Annotated in this window: 10 protein-coding genes; 7 read left to right on the top strand and 3 right to left on the bottom strand. The window is 64.5% G+C overall.

Annotation, left to right across the window (positions count from 1 at the left end; genetic code table 11):
• The first annotated feature begins 773 nt into the window (after window positions 1-773).
• Both V6657_RS24470 and V6657_RS24465 read left to right on the top strand, forming a co-directional pair.
• The gene (locus V6657_RS24470) at window positions 774-6,215 is read left to right on the top strand and encodes a DUF11 domain-containing protein (RefSeq protein ID WP_137884554.1); all 5,442 of its coding nucleotides are present in this window, start codon (window positions 774-776) and stop codon (window positions 6,213-6,215) included.
• Window positions 6,212-9,817 (top strand): hypothetical protein, encoded by a 3,606-nt coding sequence (locus V6657_RS24465; protein ID WP_053166293.1) that lies wholly within the window; start codon window positions 6,212-6,214, stop codon window positions 9,815-9,817. Before V6657_RS24470 ends, V6657_RS24465 begins: the two co-directional genes overlap by 4 nt.
• 67 nt (window positions 9,818-9,884) lie before the next feature.
• Here V6657_RS24465 and fdxA read toward each other — a convergent pair whose 3' ends face one another.
• Both fdxA and V6657_RS24455 read right to left on the bottom strand, forming a co-directional pair.
• A complete protein-coding gene (gene fdxA / locus V6657_RS24460; RefSeq protein ID WP_048932013.1) occupies window positions 9,885-10,238 on the bottom strand; it encodes a ferredoxin FdxA in 354 nt (117 codons plus the stop codon).
• Between the two features lie 83 nt (window positions 10,239-10,321).
• Entirely contained in the window at window positions 10,322-12,148 is a 1,827-nt protein-coding gene (locus V6657_RS24455) for an ABC transporter transmembrane domain-containing protein (protein WP_048932012.1), read from the bottom strand.
• A gap of 215 nt (window positions 12,149-12,363) precedes the next feature.
• On the opposite strand from V6657_RS24455, the gene V6657_RS24450 reads away from it, so the two are divergent.
• Both V6657_RS24450 and V6657_RS24445 read left to right on the top strand, forming a co-directional pair.
• Window positions 12,364-12,663, top strand: a complete 300-nt coding sequence (locus V6657_RS24450) for a PepSY domain-containing protein (protein WP_048932011.1) — start codon at window positions 12,364-12,366, stop codon at window positions 12,661-12,663.
• Window positions 12,664-12,685: 22 nt separating this feature from the next.
• Window positions 12,686-12,898, top strand: a complete 213-nt coding sequence (locus V6657_RS24445) for a hypothetical protein (protein ID WP_048932010.1) — start codon at window positions 12,686-12,688, stop codon at window positions 12,896-12,898.
• Here the strand turns inward: V6657_RS24445 and V6657_RS24440 are convergent.
• Complete coding sequence (locus V6657_RS24440) at window positions 12,895-14,634, bottom strand: membrane protein (RefSeq protein ID WP_048932009.1); 1,740 nt, start codon at window positions 14,632-14,634, stop codon at window positions 12,895-12,897. The genes V6657_RS24445 and V6657_RS24440 overlap by 4 nt on opposite strands.
• A gap of 309 nt (window positions 14,635-14,943) precedes the next feature.
• On the opposite strand from V6657_RS24440, the gene V6657_RS24435 reads away from it, so the two are divergent.
• From V6657_RS24435 to V6657_RS24425, 3 genes are all read left to right on the top strand, one after another.
• Window positions 14,944-15,810, top strand: a complete 867-nt coding sequence (locus tag V6657_RS24435; RefSeq protein ID WP_048932008.1) for a LysR family transcriptional regulator — start codon at window positions 14,944-14,946, stop codon at window positions 15,808-15,810.
• 129 nt (window positions 15,811-15,939) lie between these two features.
• Window positions 15,940-17,043 carry a putative 2-aminoethylphosphonate ABC transporter ATP-binding protein gene (locus V6657_RS24430; RefSeq protein WP_048932007.1) on the top strand — a complete coding sequence of 368 codons (1,104 nt, stop codon included), beginning with the start codon at window positions 15,940-15,942 and terminating at the stop codon, window positions 17,041-17,043.
• Between the two features lie 7 nt (window positions 17,044-17,050).
• A complete protein-coding gene (locus V6657_RS24425) occupies window positions 17,051-18,805 on the top strand; it encodes a putative 2-aminoethylphosphonate ABC transporter permease subunit (protein ID WP_048932144.1) in 1,755 nt (584 codons plus the stop codon).
• Window positions 18,806-18,831 lie beyond the last annotated feature (26 nt).

Genomic DNA, 18,831 nt, shown 5'->3' with positions numbered 1-18,831 from the left:
TAGTGTCGTACGGTGTTGTTGCATAAACCCGTCCGGTGCGGCTTTCTGGCGTTACGTACAAGAGTCAAAGCGAATAGCGCTGTAAAAAAACTGGTGGGCTGCAAAGGTTCTCAGTGTCTTTTGGGAACATGTGCAGGAACAGAAAGAAGCGACGTTGCGGGTTGTAGGGGAAATTGGCTGTAGCCGGCTTGAGCTACCGCTTTTTAAGGGTTCGGGAGTCGGTCCAGGGTTGGTGCGGTTGGCGAGAGGCGGGGTGTGGCCATCGTCAAGAGCCGTCGCCAGTCATTCATGGCGGGTCAAAATGAGAGGTTCTTTCGTGTCAGGGCGCCTGGTCTGCGCTCAATGGCAGGCATTGCTGCGCGTATGCGGGCAGGCCTGTCTGCTTTGTCACGAAATACGCTCATAACGCAGTTCTAAATCTGACGGCGGTATTTGCAAGCGCGATTTTATCGTGCGGGCAGCATTCGCTCGTTCATTTTATAGACCTCATCTCGCTGCTCCCCTTTTCTTCTCCCCGTTTTTACCTTGCTTGTTGCCGCCGTTTCATTTGGTGGCGGCGTCGGGTATGCGTCGAAATATTTAAACCAAACGGTTACGCATGACGGGCGGTCGTTTGTTGATAACGGGGCGTTCCAAAGATGGAATATCAAGGTGGGGGTTATCGCCGGCACAGTGCTTTTCGGCGTGCCTGGTGGAAGCGTTGCGGGTTGCTCTTACTGGCATCGTTGGCATGGTTGCTGGCATCGCCGGCATTTGCCAACAACCTTTGCCGCATGGCCGATCCGAACTCGAAGGGGGTTCATGTCGATGAGATCTGCTGGCTGCAGCTCGACGGCGTATCGCTGACCACGAACGGCTCAACGCCGCTCACGTTTGATCTGCCGGATGGCTCGACCCTGACCCTGACGGCGGTCGTGAGCAACATCGGGACCAGCTCTGGCTTGAGCGGCGTGCAGGCGCCATCCTGGACTGGGTCCCAGTTCAGCGGCACCAGCGGCTACTACACCATCTACACGCCGAACAAGGCCGCGCTCTATACCAACAACGGCAGCGTCGCGAACCACACCACGGTCACGCTGCAGGACATCCACATCTACAACCCGGCGGGCCAGGAAGCGACCAACAGCTTTGAAATGGTGCTGGCCGATGGCGAGAGCACGAACACCGGCGAAAACCTGGATTTCGGTGTGGTGTCCGGCGGGAGTGCGCTTCATCTGGTGGAGTGGCTGGGCGCATCGGCGAACAACAACCCCTCCTATGGCCCGCCGGGAGGCTCCGCCTCACCGCCATCGGCTTGCGCTGCCATGCCCGACTGTCAGCGGCTGGTGGGCAAAGCCGGCACCGCCAACGCCGCAGTGTTCTCCACCACGCGCACGGGTTCCCCGTTTACCGTGATGGGGCAAGTCCACACCAACGGCTCCAGCCTGCAAGGCATGGCGTTTGGCGTGCGTTGGGGCGGGGTGCGGCTGCGCAAGGCACTGCCGAGCGGTCGCCTGGACCCTTCGGATCAATTTACCTACCGCGTTCTCAATGCCAAGGGGAACGAGGTCATCAACACCTCCACGTCGGGCACCGGTACCGGCAACTATCCGTACATCAGCGGCCAGGCCGTCATGCCGGGCAACGTGCTCACCCTGATCGAGCAGATGGCGCCGGGCAGCCGCTACACGCTGGCGCAGTACGACAGGACGATCGCCTGTACCAACGGCAATGCGGGTTCGAGCACGGTGCTGCCCAGCGGCACGTTCGATCCGGCCAATCCGCCGACGCTGAACCTGCTGCAACTGGCTGACCGGGTGGACTGCACGCTCACGAACATCCCGCGCGTGGTGGACCTGGGCGTCACCAAGGTGGGGCCCGCCACGGTGCAGGCAGGTCAGCCAATGACCTACACGCTGACCATCACCAACACCGGCGCATACCCTGCCACCGGCGCCACCTTCAAGGACACCATGCCCGTGGGCATCACGGGTGTCACTGCCGGGAATGTGAGCTGCGGCAACCCGACCGGCGGTGCAATCTGCGGCGCGCTGGGTACCAGCGTTACGGGCAGCGATGCCGCGGGGTATGTGATTACCGGCGCCGTGCAGAGCCTGCCGGCCGGCAGCAGCGTACAGATCACCATCAATGTGAATGCGCCGGGCGCGGCTGGAAATATCAGCAACACTGCGACCGTGCAACTGGCCACCACCGATACCACGGTGGCGGAACCCTCAACGGGCAACAATAGCGCGACGGTATCGACCACCGTGCAGGGCACGCCTGCCATGTCGGTCACCAAGACGGCTACGCTCAATGACGCCAATGGCAACGGCAAGGCGGATGCGGGCGAAACCATCGGCTACAGCATCACGGCCGTCAACAGCGGCAGCGTTGTGCTGACCGGCTTGACGGTGTCGGACCCGAAAGCCGGCGGTACCGCACTGGCGTGTACGCCCACAACGATCAACCCGGGTGGCTCCGCGAACTGCGGCAGCTTTGCCTACACGGTGACGCAGGCTGACGTAGATGCCGGCGTGCCGATCCACAACGTTGCGACCGTCACGGCCACGCCCTCGGGCGGCGGTAGCCCCGTCACGTCGACTGGCGTTGTTGATACGCCGATTGGCGACCCGAAGATCGTCGCCAACAACGATAACTACAACGTGCCCAGCGGCGCAGCAGGGGGCTCGCTTGGCAGCGTGCTCGTCAATGACACCCTGGGCAGCACGAATGGTCCGACGAGTGGAACCGGCAAGGGCAACGTGACGTTGACCTGGGGTGCCACAACGCCCACGCCGTCTTCGGGGGGCTTCACGCTCAATCCTGACGGCACGATCACGGTCAAGCCCGGCACGCCGGCGGGTACCTACAAGATTCCGTACACGGTGTGCGACGCCGTGCACCCGACCAATTGCGCTTCGGCGACGGCCACCATTGTGGTGGGCGCGGCGCCCATTGCGGCCAGCAACGACACCTATACCGGCATTGACGGCACCGCAGGCAATAGCAGCGTCGGTAACGTGCTGGACAACGACACGCTCAACGGCGCCAAGGCGACAACGGGCACGGTCAATATCAGCGTGACCTCGCCATCGAGCAACCCGAAGGTGACGCTGGACCCGAACACCGGTCTGGTGGCAGTGGCACCGGGCACGCCGGCGGGTACGTACACCATCGGCTATCAGATTTGCGAGAAGCTGAACCCGACCAACTGTGCGAGCGCCACGGCCACGGTCACGGTGGCACCCGGCAAGATCATTGCAAGCAATGACACCTACACCGGGACGAACGGCGCCACCGGCAACCCACAGGTTGGCAACGTGCTGGACAACGACACGCTCAACGGCACCAAGGCCACGCCGGGCACCGTCAACGTGAGCGTGACGACGCCATCGAGCAACCCGAAGGTGACGCTGGATCCGAGCACGGGCGTGGTGTCGGTGGCACCGGGCACGCCGGCGGGCACGTACACCATCGGCTATCAGATCTGCGAGAAGCTGAACCCGACCAACTGCGCAAACGCTACCGCTTCGGTGACGGTGGTGACGGGCCCGATTACGGCTGGCAGCGATAGCTATACCGGTATCGACGGTAACGCCGGCAACGGCAGCGTCGGCAACGTGCTGGACAACGACACGCTCAACGGTGCCAAGGCGACGCCGGGCACGGTCAACATCAGCGTGACCTCTCCGTCGAGCAACCCGAAGGTGACGCTGGACCCGAACACCGGTCTGGTGGCAGTGGCACCGGGCACGCCGGCAGGCACGTACACCATCGGCTACCAGATCTGCGAGAAGCTGAACCCGACCAACTGCGCCAATACCACCGCCACGGTGACGGTGGCGCCGGGCAAGATCGTTGCCGGCAACGACACCTACACCGGCATCGACGGCAACGCGGGCAACAGCAACGTTGGCAATGCGCTGGACAACGACACGCTCAACGGCACCAAGGTCACGCCGGGCACCGTCAACGTCAGCGTGACGACGCCGTCGAGCAATCCGAAGGTGACACTGGACCCGAACACCGGTGTGGTGTCGGTTGCGCCGGGCACGCCGGCAGGCACGTACACCATCGGCTACCGGATCTGCGAGAAGCTGAACCCGACCAACTGTGCGACCGCCACGGAAACCGTGACGGTGGTGCCGGGCAAGATCGTTGCCAACAACGACACCTACACCGGCATCGACGGCAACGCGGGCAACAGCAGCGTGGGCAACGTGTTGGACAACGACACGCTCAATGGTGCCAAGGCGACGCCGGGCACGGTCAACCTGAGCGTGACCTCTCCGTCGAGCAACCCGAAGGTGACGTTGGACCCGAACACCGGTCTGGTGTCGGTGGCACCGGGCACGCCGGCCGGCACGTACACGATCGGCTACCAGATCTGCGAGAAGCTGAACGCGACCAACTGCGCAAACGCGACTGCAACGGTGACGGTGGCGCCGGGCAAGATCGCGGCGGGCAATGACAACTACACCGGAGTCGATGGCTCGAGCGGTAGCCCGCAGGTCGGCAATGTGCTGGACAACGACACGCTCAATGGCTCGAAGGCAACGCCGGGCAACATCAACGTGAGCGTGACGACGCCATCGAGCAACCCGAAGGTGAGCCTCGACCCGAATACCGGCCTGGTATCCGTGGCACCGGGTACGCCGGCTGGCACGTACACGATCGGCTACCAGATCTGCGAGAAGCTGAACCCGGCCAACTGCGCCACGGCCAGCGTCTCGGTGACGGTGACATCGCAGCCGCTGCAGGCGACCGATGACGACTACCGCCAGACTCCTGTGAACGGCGCGACCGGCGGCCCGATCGGGATCGTCCTGGGCAACGACACCCAGGGCGGCAAGCCGATCACCAACCCGAGCAACATCAACGTGACGCTGCTGGACAACGGCGGCCTGCCGGGGCTGTCGCTCCGTCCGGACGGTACCGTGATCGTGCCCCCGGGCACGCCCGGCGGCAGCTACACCTTGCGCTATCGCATCTGCGACCGGATGGCGCCGACAAACTGCAGCGACGCCGCGATCCGCTTTGCCGTGAGCGATGACGCGCTGCTGCATGTGAACAAACAGGCGGCACCGCAGAAGGTGAACGTGGGCGATGTCGTGCGCTACACGCTGACGGTGCAGAACCCCAGCAAGACCAACATCCAGGGCGCCGTTCTGGTGGATACGCCGCCGGTCGGCTTTAGCCTGATCGCCAACTCGCTCACGGTGACAGGGAGCAATGGTCGTCTGGCCGGTACCAGCCCGATCCGGATCGAAGGCATTGACCTCTCCGCAGGCGCTTCGATGACGGTGGTCTACATGCTGCGCGTGGGCCCGGGGGCTTCTGCTCGCGGGGAGTACGTCAACACTGCACTGCTGCTGCTCAACGGCATGCGCGTCAGTAACCAGGCACAGGCAACCGTGCGCCGCGATGCCGACCCGCTGTTTGAGGAAACCCGTGTTTTCGGCACCGTGTTCGATGACCGCAACGGTGACGGCTGGCAAGCCAGCGCCAATGCGACCAGCCTGCGCGTACAGGGCGGCTTCAATCCGGACGCCTACGTACCGGGTTCCACCACGGTGGACCGTGGCGACGGCCCGCGCCCCGAGCCCGACGCCAGCGCACCGCTGCTGCACGGCATCTCACTGGGCAGCCTGTCAGGGCGCCTGAGCATGGCGCAGCCCGTGAACAAGCATCGCATCGTCATTTCGCAGCGCCTGCGCGAAGCCGCCTTAACCGACGACTTCACGTTGACGACGGCAGAAGGCAGCAAGATTCGCCTCTACGCAGACGGCCGCACGGAAAGCACGCCCAGCGGTGATGTGGCGAAGCAGCTCTCGTCACAAGCCTTGAGCGTTGAACGCCAAGTCACGAAGGAAGACGGCGGCACGCTGCGCGTCGACTACATCATCGTCAACAGCGGCCTGGAAGAGCGCGGTATTCCGGGTGTCCGCATTGCGACGGTCGAGGGCAACATCATCGAGACGGATGCCTACGGGCGGTATCACCTGGAGGGCATCGACGTTGCGAACATCGCACGCGGTCGCAACTTCATCATGAAGGTGGACCCGGCAACGCTGCCGCCACGCAGCGAGTTCACCACGGCCAATCCGCTGGTCAAGCGGATCACGCAGGGTGTGCCGGCGCGTTTCGACTTCGGCGTCAGGCTGCCGACGGCGGTACCTGCTCAAGCGGGTGCAGCGGTGCAGGGCAACGGTGGCAAGGAGGGACAGCAATGAACACGCGTCTCGCCTCCCAAACCTCGTCCCGACCCCGCTCGAAGGCCACCAAGACCATGCGACTCAAAACGCTGGATGCAGCCATCGCTGGCATCCTTTTCGTGGGCTATGGGATGCCCGCCTCGGCACAGACGCCGTCTGCCGACAAACAACCCGCGGCCATCGGACAAGAAGCCGTGGCCACCCATTTCAGCATCGACCTGCCCAACGGCGGGATGGTCTGGGCAACCGAAGACCCCACGCAGACGACGCCCGTACTGAGCGTGCAGGCCGGGTCCGAAGCGGCGGTTGAGGGTGGCCGCATCGTCGAGCCGGTCAAGCTGCAGGTCTATAGCAACTACGCCGCCTTCATCAAGCGGATGCAGATCAGCATCTACCGGGCCGAAGACACCGACCTGGTGACGCCGCTGGCGACGGTGGACATTGCGCCCGGTGGCGTGGTTCAGGCAACGTGGGACGGCAGCCTGCCCGAGGGCACGCGCGTGCGCCCCGGGGATCGACTCACCTACATCCTGCGTGCCACGGCGGCCGATGGCAGCGTCGACGAGACCTATCCGCGCAGTCTGCTGCTGGTGTCGCCGGCAGATCGGCAGCGCATTCTTGACCAGATGCACCAGAACGCCAGCGGCCCACTGCGCGCATTGAGCGCCAGCGATCTGGAGTCGCGCGCGCTGCTCGACAGTACGTTCGGCAACAACGCGCTGCGCCAGCAGAACATCATCATCCGCGGATCGAGGGTGCGGGTGTTCGGGCAGAACGTGCCCGAGGGCTATGGTCTGACCATCGACGGTCAGACCGTACCCGTGGATCAGCGCGGCAAGTTCGTGGCTGAGTATCTGTTGCCGACTGGCATGCACCGGTTTGCCGTCGATGTGAAAGGCCCCAACGGAGAGGGCACCAGCTACCCGCTGGACATCAACGTGCGCGAGAACTACCTGTTCATCGTCGCCATTGCGGATTTGACGATGTCCAAGAGTTCGATCAGCGGCGACGGTGCGTCGGGCCTGACCGTGGACGACCGCTACCGCAACGGCTTCCTCGACGAGGGGCGGCTGGCCTTCTACACCAAGGGCAAGGTGGACGGGCGCTACCTGTTCACCGCCCAGGCTGATACGACCGAACGCAACGTCGGCAACCTCTTTGACGGACTGTTCAAGGCGGACCCGCGCGACGTGTTCCGTCGCCTGGACCCGAACATGTACTACCCGGTGTACGGCGATGACTCCACCACGTACCGCGACATCGACACGCAAGGCAAGCTGTACTTGCGGGTCGATTGGGACAAGAGCCAGGCGCTGTGGGGCAACTACCAGACCGGCTTCACAGGCACGCAGTACGCGCAGTACGTGCGCAGTTTGTATGGCGCCGCGGTCGACTGGCGCAGCCGCTCCAGCACGCCGCTGGGCGATCCGAGCACGCAGGTGAAGGTCTTCGCCTCGCAGGCGCAAACGGTGGCGGGGCACTCGGAATTCCTTGGCACGGGCGGTAGCTTGTACTACCTGCGGCATACCGATCTGCTGCCGGGTTCCGATCAGCTCGTGCTGGAGGTGCGCGATCCCTCCACGGGTAGCGTGGTCAACCGCATCTCGCTGGTGCGCGGCATCGACTACGACATCAACGAGATGCAAGGGCGGATCATGATGACGAAGCCGCTTGCCCAGATTGCCGACCAGAACACCAGCACGCTGTTCCGTGATCGCCCGACCGGTGGCTACGAAAACCACCTGCTGGCGGACTACGAATACGTGCCAAGCGGATTCGACAGCAACAACGTGACGGGTGGCGTGCGCGCCAAGCACTGGTTTGGCGAGCACGTTGCCGTTGGCGGCACCTACGTGAGCGAAGGGCGCTCGGACCAGGCGTACACCTTGAAAGGGGTGGATGCGACGCTGCAGGCCGGACGCGGGACTTACCTCAAGATGGAGCACTCGCAGACGCAGGCTGCGATGGCGCCCATTTTCTACTCCGACAATGGTGGTCTGAGCTTCATGCAGATCAACCCGCAAACGCAGACCCATCGCAGCGGCAACGCCACCGCCATCGAAGGTCGTGCCAACCTGCGCGAGCTGGGGTGGACGTCACGCGACTGGACCGTCGGTGCCTGGTGGCGAGACGTGAGCTCGGGGTATTCCGTGGCGCGAGCCGACCTGGGCTACCCCGTCCGAGAATACGGCTTTGAATATGCCGGTCAGGTGCGCGAAGACATCCGGATCGCCGGCCGCTACAGCAAATCCGAGCGTGGCACGGATGCCCTGGAGCAGGCACAGGCGCAGATCGACTGGCGCCTGGCAGAGCATTCCGACCTGATTGCCGAAATCCGCCGCGTCACCGAGACATATCAGGGGAACAGCGGTACCGGAACGCTGGCAGCGCTGGGTTACACCCGGCGCCTGATCGGCACGCTCGACGTGTACGGCACCGGGCAGATCACGCTCGATGATGACGGCGGCGCTTACCCGCGCAACAATGCCGCCACCGTGGGCGCCAAGTACCAGTTTGCCAATCAGTCTTCGGCCGGTGCCGAATACACGGCAGGCAATCGGGGCAACGCGGCCAAGCTCACCGGTGAATACCGGATGAGCCCCGATCACTCGCTGTACGGTAACTACACCCGCCTGATCGACTCGACCGGTGTATACGACCAGTCGCCGCTGCTTTCGCAGGCGCCCAGCAGCATTACGCTGGGCCAGCGCTGGCGCATCTCGAATACCACCAATCTCTACAACGAAACGCAAAGCCTGAAGAGCGGGCCCACCACGGGCGTGGGGCATACCTTTGGTATGGACTTCTACCCCGCACGCGGCTGGACGACGGGTTTCAGCCTGCAGCAGGCAGAACTTGATGCCGTGAGCGGCGCGGGCAAGGTGCATCGGCAAGCCGCCAGCGTGAACGTGGGCCTGACCCAGCCTGGCACCACCTGGGCCAGCAAGCTGGAATACCGCAGCGACGAGGGTGCCGAGCAGCGCCGGCAGTGGGTTTCAGCCAACCGCGTCGGCTATGAGATCAACGAGTCATTGCGCCTGGGCGGACGCTTCAACTGGGCCAATACCAGCGATGCCAATCAGCCGGTCAACGATGCGCGCTACACCGAGGCCAGCCTTGGCTTCGCCTGGCGGCCGTGGAACAGCGTGCGTTGGACGGTCATCGGTAAGTACACGTACCTGTACAACCTGGCCTCGGCCGGACAGGTGGACGGCAGTTCGGGCGCTGGCCTGCTGCCTGATCAGCGCTCCTCCATCTGGTCGCTGGAAGGTATCTACCGGCTGGATGCCAACTGGGAATTTGCCGCCAAGCTCGCCACCCGAACCGGTGAAGCCCGCCTGGATCGCGGCAGCGGTGATTGGTACAGCAACCGCGCGACGCTGATGGCAGGGCAGGTGCGGCGCTACGTCTACGGCGGCCTGAGCGCGATGGGCGAGTACCGCGTGCTGCGCGCAACCGATGGCGGGACCCGGCAGGGCTGGCTGGCCAGCGTCGACTACGACGTCGCTAAGCATGTCCGCCTGGGCGTGGGCTACAACTTCACTAGGTTCAGTGACGACATGGCCAAGCCTGGATACCGGTATCGCGGCTGGTTTGTGAACGCGGTGATGTCCATCTAAGCCCGATTGACTTGACGCCACGTGCTGCAGGCGCTGATTGAAACCCAGCGCCATGGCCGCCGTGTCGTCAGGTTGACGGTGGTGACTCGGGCGCGATGCGCAATGCGTCGCGCTTGTCTTTGACTTGCGCCCAATGGGCGTGGTCTGCCAGCGGGGCCTGCACTTGGGTCAGGCGCGGCCAATCTGCACGGCGCGAGAGCTGCGCATTCAGTGCAATGAAGTCCTGCTGATCAGCCGGCACCTCGGCGGCGGGGTAGATCGCCCCCACGGGGCACTCCGCCACACAGATCGAGCAATCGATGCATTCATCCGGATCAATCACCAGGAAGTTCGGGCCGGCGTGGAAGCAATCCATCGGGCAGACGGCAACGCAGTCCGTGTACTTGCACTGGATGCAGGATTCGGTGACGACGTACGGCATGGCAAAGCGGGGGTGTTCAACACCCGTTCAGAAAAACATTCGAAATTATGCAGCATCAACCCGAGCCGCGTCGGGCACGGGTTTCAATGTGACCTGTCAGTACTTCCGGTTGCCAGTTCGGACGGCGCACCGTGCCCTTCGGTCTCCATTGACGGCCCACCAAACTGCAGCGCCGCAAGACGCGCATAAAGCGGCGAACGCTGCAAAAGCTCAGCATGGCGGCCTTGTGCAACGATGCGGCCTTGCTCAAGCACAACGATCCGGTCAGCCTGCTGCACGGTGGCTAGGCGGTGTGCGATGACCAGCGTGGTGCGGTTTCGCGCGGCATTGTTCAGGGCAGTCTGCACCAGCCGCTCGCTTGCGGCATCGAGTGCGCTGGTGGCTTCATCCAGCAGCAGGATGGGCGGGTCTTTGAGAATGGCCCGCGCGATGGCGATCCGCTGGCGCTGTCCACCCGACAGCCTGACGCCACGCTCGCCCAGCTGCGTGTCGTAGCCCTGCGGTAGTTCGTTGATGAAGTCGGCAGCGGCAGCCATCTCGGCGGCGCGGTGTACCTGCGCGAGCGTGGCCTCGGGCGTGCCATAGCGGATGTTGTCGAGCACGCTCCCAGAAAAAATCACCGATTCCTGCAGCACCACACCAATGGCCTGTCGCAGCGCCGCGAGTGAAACTTGCCGCGTTGGGACGCCGCTGATCAGAATGCTTCCGGACTGCGGCTCATAGAAGCGCAGCAGAAGCTGAAACAGCGTCGTCTTGCCCGCACCGGAAGGCCCCACCAGCGCAACGTGCTCCCCGGGCGCAACTTCGAGCGTGAAGTGGGAGAGCGCAGCGGCACCCGGACGCGACGGATAGTGGAAGGTGACATTGTCGAAGCGGATGCCCTCGGCATGCGCGGGCAGCGCCACGGGGGTGTCCGGCTCCGCAATGGGGGAGCGGGTTGCCAGCAGTTGCAGCAGGCGCTCTGTGGCACCGGCGGCTCTTTGCAGGTCTCCCCACACTTCCGCAATCGTACCGACGGCGCCCGCGGTGAACACCGCGTAGAGGATGAACTGGGACAATTGGCCCGCCGTCATCTCTCCGGCCAGCACAGCTTTTGCGCCGAGCCAGAGCACAAACACAATCGCGGCGAATACAAAGACGATGACTACCGCGGTCAACTGGGCACGGGCCCGGATGCGCGTGAGTGCGGTGTCAAACGCCGTTTCCACGGCGGCACTGAAACGTTTCGCTTCATGCGCTTCCTGCGTGTACGACTGCACGGTCGGCATGGCATTGAGCACCTCGCCGGCCAGCGCGCTCGCGCTTGCCACCTTGTCCTGGCTGTCACGCGAGAGCCGCCGCACACGACGCCCGAAGATGACGATGGGCGCGACCACCACGATCAGCGTGGCGATGATGTAGCCCGAGAGCACCGGGCTCGTCACGACCAGCATCACCACCCCGCCGACCGTCAGCAGCGTGTTGCGCAACCCGAGCGACAGGCTGGTCCCCACCACGGTCTGGATCAACGTCGTGTCGGTCGTGAGCCGCGACAGCACCTCGCCCGTTTGCATCGTCTCGAAAAACTCCGGGCTCAAGCCGACGATGTGCCGGTACACAGCACGCCGCAGATCGGCCGTCACGCGTTCACCCAGCCACGAGACGCAATAGAAGCGCAGCGCCGTGGCACCGGCCAGCACCAGCGAGAGGACGAACAGGGCGATGAAGTGGCGGTCGATGTGCGATCGCTCGCCGCTGGCGAATCCACGGTCGATCAGGAACTTGAAGGCCACCGGCAGCGCCAGCGTTGCAACGGCCGCAGTCACCAGCGCCAGGAACGCAACCGCCCAGCGCCGCGCATACGGGCGCAGGAAAGGCATGAGCGCGAAGAGGGGGCCGATACGCGACGATAGGGGTGCAGCGGAGGGCATGGGAATCGGCAGCAGATTCAGAAGACACTCATTATCTCAGCCCCCCGATTGGCCTGTGACTGGCACGCATGCAGCGATTGCAGATGTTCGAGCCGACCACCGTTTGCGCCGCTGAAACCATTTGATGCGCTCGCGTCACACCCTATAACCGCTCTCAGCGCTCGCTAAGTCCAGCCGTCTAGTCTTGCGATCTCTCCGGTTTTCCAAGACATGGCATGCGCCGACGTCGCACACTCACCTTCCTCACGCTGGCGGTTCTGATGGCCGTTGTGGCCATCCTCATCGCCCGCCGTCCGGGTGGGCCGGCCATCCGCCCAACGCTGGCCAACGGGCCGCTCGCGTCAGCCGTGGATACGGCGGAAAACTACCTGCACGGCAAGGCGATCCGGGCCGGGCTTGAACGGTCGGCATCGGGCCTGATTTACGACGTGACGGTGGTCAAGGCTGGCCGGATCTTCGATGTGCGGCTCGATGCGCGAAGCGGCCGGATTCTCTCTGCTGCGATCAACAAGTAGCGTTTGCTGATGGCGTGCCCGCGTGGGGTACGCTGTGCGCGCCTGTCTTGCGGATGGCGCGCAGGCCGTGATCATCGGTGGCGGGCCGCTGGGGCAGGCCGCCGTGCGTCTGGCGCAGCGATTCGACGTACCGATCATCGCGCCGATCTCCGCTGCGATGCGCCGGCTGAGCGCCTGCATCGCAGCGGCAGCGGCAGCGGCAGCGGCACCCGTTGGCGCCGCCGAACGCGCTTAGTTCGCGATGATCGATACGGTGGAGTTGGCCGGCACCGTAATCGTCTCGCTATACGTGCCGGTCTTGAAGCCGCGCGCCACCGGGAACTGTCCAAAGCCTTGCAGCGTGGCTGGCACGGAGCTTGGCATCGAGCGCTGGCTGCTGTAGTTCTGGCCATTGATGGCAGGGATCGAGAAACCGGTGTCCGAACGGGCCGGATACGCAAAACCTGCCGGGCTGCCCGGCACCGGCAGCAATGCCACTGCGGTCCCCCAACGACCCAGTGCATCGCCCAGGCCCGCGCCGCCGCCGGCCTGGATGGCGCTGCTCAGCACCGTGGCCGAATCCGTTGACGAGAAGTTCTGCAGCAGGTTCTTGTAGTACGCCACGCCGTACTGGCGCAGCAGGAAGCCGCCCAGGCTGCCCGAGATCGGATACCCCGGGCACGACGACGTGAGCGACGGGTCGAACGCCGTCAGCGAGCAGTCATACGCGCTTTGCAACCAGGCCGGAAAACGGCTGTCGCGCACGTTGTTGAAGCTCGGGTCGATCTGGCTGGACAGCACATCTTCCATCGTCATCGCCGTCATTTCTTCCAGCCACGTGCCATACATGTACTGCGAGCCGTTCAGCACGCCGCGCTGGTAGAAGTTGGCCATGTGCGTGAACTCGTGGCCCAGGGTGGAGATGACCGTGTTCAGCCCGTCGGCGCCACCCAGGTAGATCGTTTCCGAATCCACATAGAGCGACAGCGATTGGTTCGACAGCGGTTGCGAGCTGGTCGTGAAGTTGTTGCGCGCCCAGAAGTAGCCCACGCGGCCATAAGGCTGGCCGTCGGGCTGGATGTTCAGCACCACGATGTCCAGCGCCTGGCTCGGGTCGATCAGGCTGGCCGAGCTGGAGTAGCTGCCCCACGGTTGGCCGACGATCGAGGTGGCCAGCGTGTAGACCGACTGTGTGCCCGATGCGAACTTGGTGATCAGCGTGTTGATGATGCTGTCGGAGATCTTGCTGCTACCGTACTCCGTGTTCTCCACCCACAGGTTGATGATGCGGCCATCGGTGGCGGTCGCTTGCTGCTTCAGCGTGGCGGTGCGCACCGTGGCGGTGCCGTCCGGCTGCTGGTGATTCCAGGTGCGTTGCGCGCCAACGGCGGCAACCGACTGCGGACGCAAGACCGTGTCGTTGGAAGCGCCTTGCGTCTTGAGCGGGCCCGCACCGGTGGCGTAGCTGTCCAGTGCGTGCGCGTTAAATTCGGAAATCTGGCGGTCGAAGGCCGCGTTCATTGCGTCGTTCTTGACGGACGCCGTGGTCAGGTTGCCGGAGGCGCCGTTGGTGGGCGCAGTACCGGTGGTTGTGCCACCGCCAAGACCAAGCAGGCCCGCATTGGTGAGCGACACCGACGGCATCGGCTGTGCGGCCGCCCCCTGGTTGGTGTAGATAAGGGTGACGTTTTGGCCCGTAAGCCCGGCAATCGACACATTCACGGTGCCGGCCGAACCGCCCGTATTGGTGGCCTGCCACACGCCCACGCCGGAGCCGGCGTAGGTATTGCCCAATGCGCCGCAGTTGGAGCCGCTGCAGGCAGCCGCCAGATTGATGCTGGCCGGGGTGGCTGGCGTGGCCGCCGGTGTGGCCCCGGAGCTACCGCCGCCGCCTCCGCCTCCGCCGCCACAGGCTGCCAGTGCGCCTGCGGCTGCCACCATCATTGCGATGGTCCATTGCTTCGTACTGCTACCGCCCTTGCTGCCTTCCATCCTCATCTCTCCAAAATCCGAATTCCGGCGCGCTGTCGGCTCGTGACTGCGGCGCGCTGGCGGATTCTCAAGGCGAGGTGACGGATTCGATCCGTGGAAATAACGGGTCAGCAAGGCCCAATTCCCCCCGATGTGGGGGTGTCATCACGCACATCCTGTCGGAAAGGTTGAGAAAGTCGTAGCCCCAGGATGTAGAAGCAGAAAACGGGGGAGAGCGCCGCCCCGCACTTTTGCGCCGGGGCCGTCCGCTAGAATGGGCCGCCTTCCCGCCGATTGCGCCATTCCAGGCGCCGGATACATCACCCATTCATGCTCGTCGCGCAGCTCAAATCGTTCTTCATGGTTGCCCGCCTGGGCAGCATCACGCTGGCCGCCAAGCAGCTCGGGCTGTCCCAGCCGACCGTGACATCACAGATCCGCGCGCTGGAGGAGGCCTACGGCGTCGAGTTGTTCTACCGGGGTGGGCGCCGGCTGGCGCTGTCGGACGCCGGCGTGCGCCTGATGCCGCTGGTCGACCAGCTCGTGCGGCAGGAAACCGAGATCGACTTCTTCCTGCGCAACTCCGGCGACATGGGTTCCGGCCACCTGCGTATCGGCGCCACGGCGCCGTACTACATCCTCGACATCGTTGACCGCTTCTGTCAGAGCCATCCCGGCATCGACGTGAGCATCGAAGCCGGCAACTCGGTACAGATGCTCGAAGCACTTCAAGAGTATCGGGTGGATGTGGCGTCGTCGTCGCAGCGGGTGGACGACGCTCGCTTCCTGCGCATTGAGCTGGCCCGCGACCCGCTGGTGCTGGTGGTGCACCGCAGTCACCCGCTGGCCGCCCAGACAAGCGTGCCAGTGGCAGCGCTGTCACAGTGCCGGCTGCTGGTGCGCGAGGTGGGCTCCACCACCCGGGCGATGACGGAAACGATGATGGCCCAGGCCGGCGTGACCGCCGCATCCACGGTGGAAATCGGCAGTCGGGAGTCCATCCGCGAGGCCATCATGCGCAACCTCGGTGTGAGCGTCATCGCCCGCCAGGAGGTGCCTAGCCATCCGGACCTGCGCGTGCTGGCCTTCGAGGGCGGCGCACCGGAGCTGAGCGAGTACCTCTACTGCCTGCAAGACCGGCGTGAGACACGGCTGATTGCGGCCTTTCTTGCGGAAGTGCGCCCGCCAACGCCTTAGTTTCGTCACCCACCTGAACAAAAATCCGGAAATGCGCGCATTGGCGTTTTTGGGGTAACTGCCACAAGGGGTACATGTCGGCTGGCTACAGTGGCGACCGTTTTCGCTACTGCCTAGTCGCCCCTGTCAATGCCCCAGCCTGCTTCCGACCCGACCCAGGGTAACGCCACGCCGTTCCTCTCCGTGCGGCAAGTTACCCGCCGCTTTGGCGCCTTCACCGCGCTTGACGGCGTTTCGCTGGACGTGGCGCAGGGCGAATTCGTCTGCCTGCTGGGCCCGTCGGGCTGCGGCAAGACCACGCTGCTGCGCATCATTGCCGGGCTGGAAGCACAGGACGGCGGCCAGATCGTTGCCGGTGGCCGTGATATTTCGAACCTGCCGCCGCGGGAGCGCGACTACGGCATCGTCTTCCAGTCGTATGCGCTGTTTCCCAACCTGACGGTTGCCCAGAATATTGCCTACGGTCTGGATACGCACAACGGCAACCGCGCCCGCATGCAGGCGCGGGTGTCGGAGATGCTTGCGCTGGTGGGCCTGGCCGGCAGCGAGGCGAAGTACCCGTCGCAGCTCTCGGGTGGCCAGCAACAGCGTGTGGCACTGGCCCGCGCGTTGGCGCCTGCGCCGTCGCTGCTGCTGCTGGACGAGCCGATGTCGGCGCTGGACGCCCAGGTGCGCGAACACCTGCGCATCGAGCTGCGCCGCCTGCAGCGCAAGCTGAACGTGACCACGCTGATGGTCACGCACGATCAGGACGAAGCCATGGCGATGGCGGACCGCATTGCGGTCATGTCCAACGGCCGTATCGAACAGACGGGCTCGCCGTCGGAAATCTATACGCACCCCGCGACCGGTTTCGTTGCCGGGTTCGTCGGTCAGGCCAACTGGCTGCCACTGGAGCGCACCGAAGATGGCACGCCCACGCTGGCCGGCCAGCCGTTGCTGCTTGATCCGGCGTTTGCCGATACCGCGGCGAGCACCGGCCGCCTGTTCTGCCGTCCGGAGGCCGTGACGCTGCACCCGGACGACGATGCCCCCAACCGCCATCTGGCCCGCGTGGTCGACCAGATCTACCTGGGCAGCCGCACGCGCGTGACGCTGGCTATTGACGGCCTGGCCAACGCGCCGCTGGTGGCCGAAGTGGCATCGAATGCGCTGCGCGCCGGTCGTGGCGCGCTTGGCGAAAGCAAGCTGTGGATCGCGCTCGAGCGCGATGGCCTGCGCGTCTATGCCTGAGGTGGTGATGTCGATGCTCCCGCCCGAGGCCAACGTGGTCAATGTCACCCCGCAAAAGCAAGCCGCACGCACGTCGTTCTGGCGTACCGATGTGCCGGTGCTGACGGGCATGAAGCTGGGGTGGTTCCTCCTGCTGACGCTCGGCCTGCTGTTGCCCACGGCGATGATGCTGCTGCAGGCCACGGGCCTGGTGGCCAGTGCACGCAGCTCTGATGAGCACGGCTTGGCGCTGGTCGCCCATGTCGTACAAGGCCCCAACTTTCTGGCCATGGTGGGGCGCACCCTGGCCGTGTCGGGCAGCGTGGCCGCCATCGTCGTGCCGCTGGCCTTTGCCTTTGCCTACGCCGTGCAGCGCACGCGCATGCCGTTGCGCGGCACGATGCGCACGCTGGCGATGTTGCCGCTGTTTGCACCGTCCCTGCTGCCGGGTATTGCGCTGGTCTACCTGTTCGGCAACCAGGGGCTGTTCAAAGCTTGGCTGGGCGGCAGCAACATCTACGGCTTCTGGGGCATCGTGGTGGGCGAGGCGTTCTACACCTTCCCGTATGCGCTGATGCTGTTACTGGCTACGCTCACGCTGGCGGATGGCCGCCTGTATGACGCCGCCCGGGCAATGGGCGCGGGCCCGTGGCGTACGTTCTGCACCGTCACGCTGCCGGGTGCGCGGTATGGCCTGTTTGGTGCCTTTGCGCTGGTGTTTACGCTGGTTGCCACGGACTTTGGCGTGCCGACCGTGGTAGGCGGCAGCTACCAGGTGCTGGCGGTGGAAGCCTACAAGGCCGTGGTGGGCCAGCAGCAGTTTGCACGCGGTGCCATCATCGGCCTGATGCTGCTGCTGCCTGCGCTGCTCACCTTTGCCGTAGAACGTCTCGTGCAGCGTCGACAGCATGCCGCGCTGGCCAGCCGTGCACAGCCGTATCACCCGCAGCCGGATCGCATGCGCGATGGCCTCTATCTGCTGCTGACCGCATTGGTGGTGGGCTGGATTCTGGTGATGCTCGCTACCGCCGTTGGGGCATCGCTCGTCAAGTTGTGGCCGTACAACCTTGAGCTGTCGCTGCGCAACTACGACTTCGACAACATGGATGGCGGCGGCTGGCTGGCCTATCGCAACAGTCTGAAGCTGGCCGCGCTCACCACCGTGTTTGGCACCGTACTCATCTTTACTGGCGCATGGCTGGTCGAAAAAACGCGCACCACCCGCGCCACCGCGTGGCTGCATCCGGCCATCCGCTTTGCGGTGCTGCTGCCGATGGCCGTGCCCGGCCTCGTGCTCGGCCTGGGCTATGTGTTCTTCTTCAACCACCCGGCCAATCCGCTCAACGGCCTGTACGGCAGCATGACGCTGATGGTGCTCTGCACGATCATGCACTGCGCCACGGCAGCCCACCTGACGTCGGTGGCATCGCTGGGGCAGCTGGACCCGGTGTTTGAGGCGGTATCGGCCTCGCTCAAGGTCTCGGCGCTACGCACGTACTGGCGCGTGACGCTGCCGATGTGCCTGCCCGCGGTGCTGTCCTGCGCGCGCTACCTGTTTGTCTCGGCCATGACCACCGTGTCAGCCGTGATCTTCCTGTACAGCCCCGACACCGTGCTGGCCTCCGTGGCCGTACTGAACATGGACGACGCCGGCGACATCGGCCCCGCTGCGGCCATGTCCACACTGATTCTGGTCACGTCGATCGTCGTCTCGCTGCTGCTGGAACTTGCCACCCGCGGCATCACGCGCCGCACGCAGGCCTGGCGCACCACCTCACATTGAATTCGTTGTAAGTCAAGGAAACATGA

It is taken from the genome of Ralstonia sp. RRA, assembly GCF_037023145.1.
Lineage (GTDB): Bacteria > Pseudomonadota > Gammaproteobacteria > Burkholderiales > Burkholderiaceae > Ralstonia.
The sequence above is the reverse complement of the archived record's forward strand: the minus strand, read 5'-3'. Positions and strand labels throughout refer to the sequence as shown.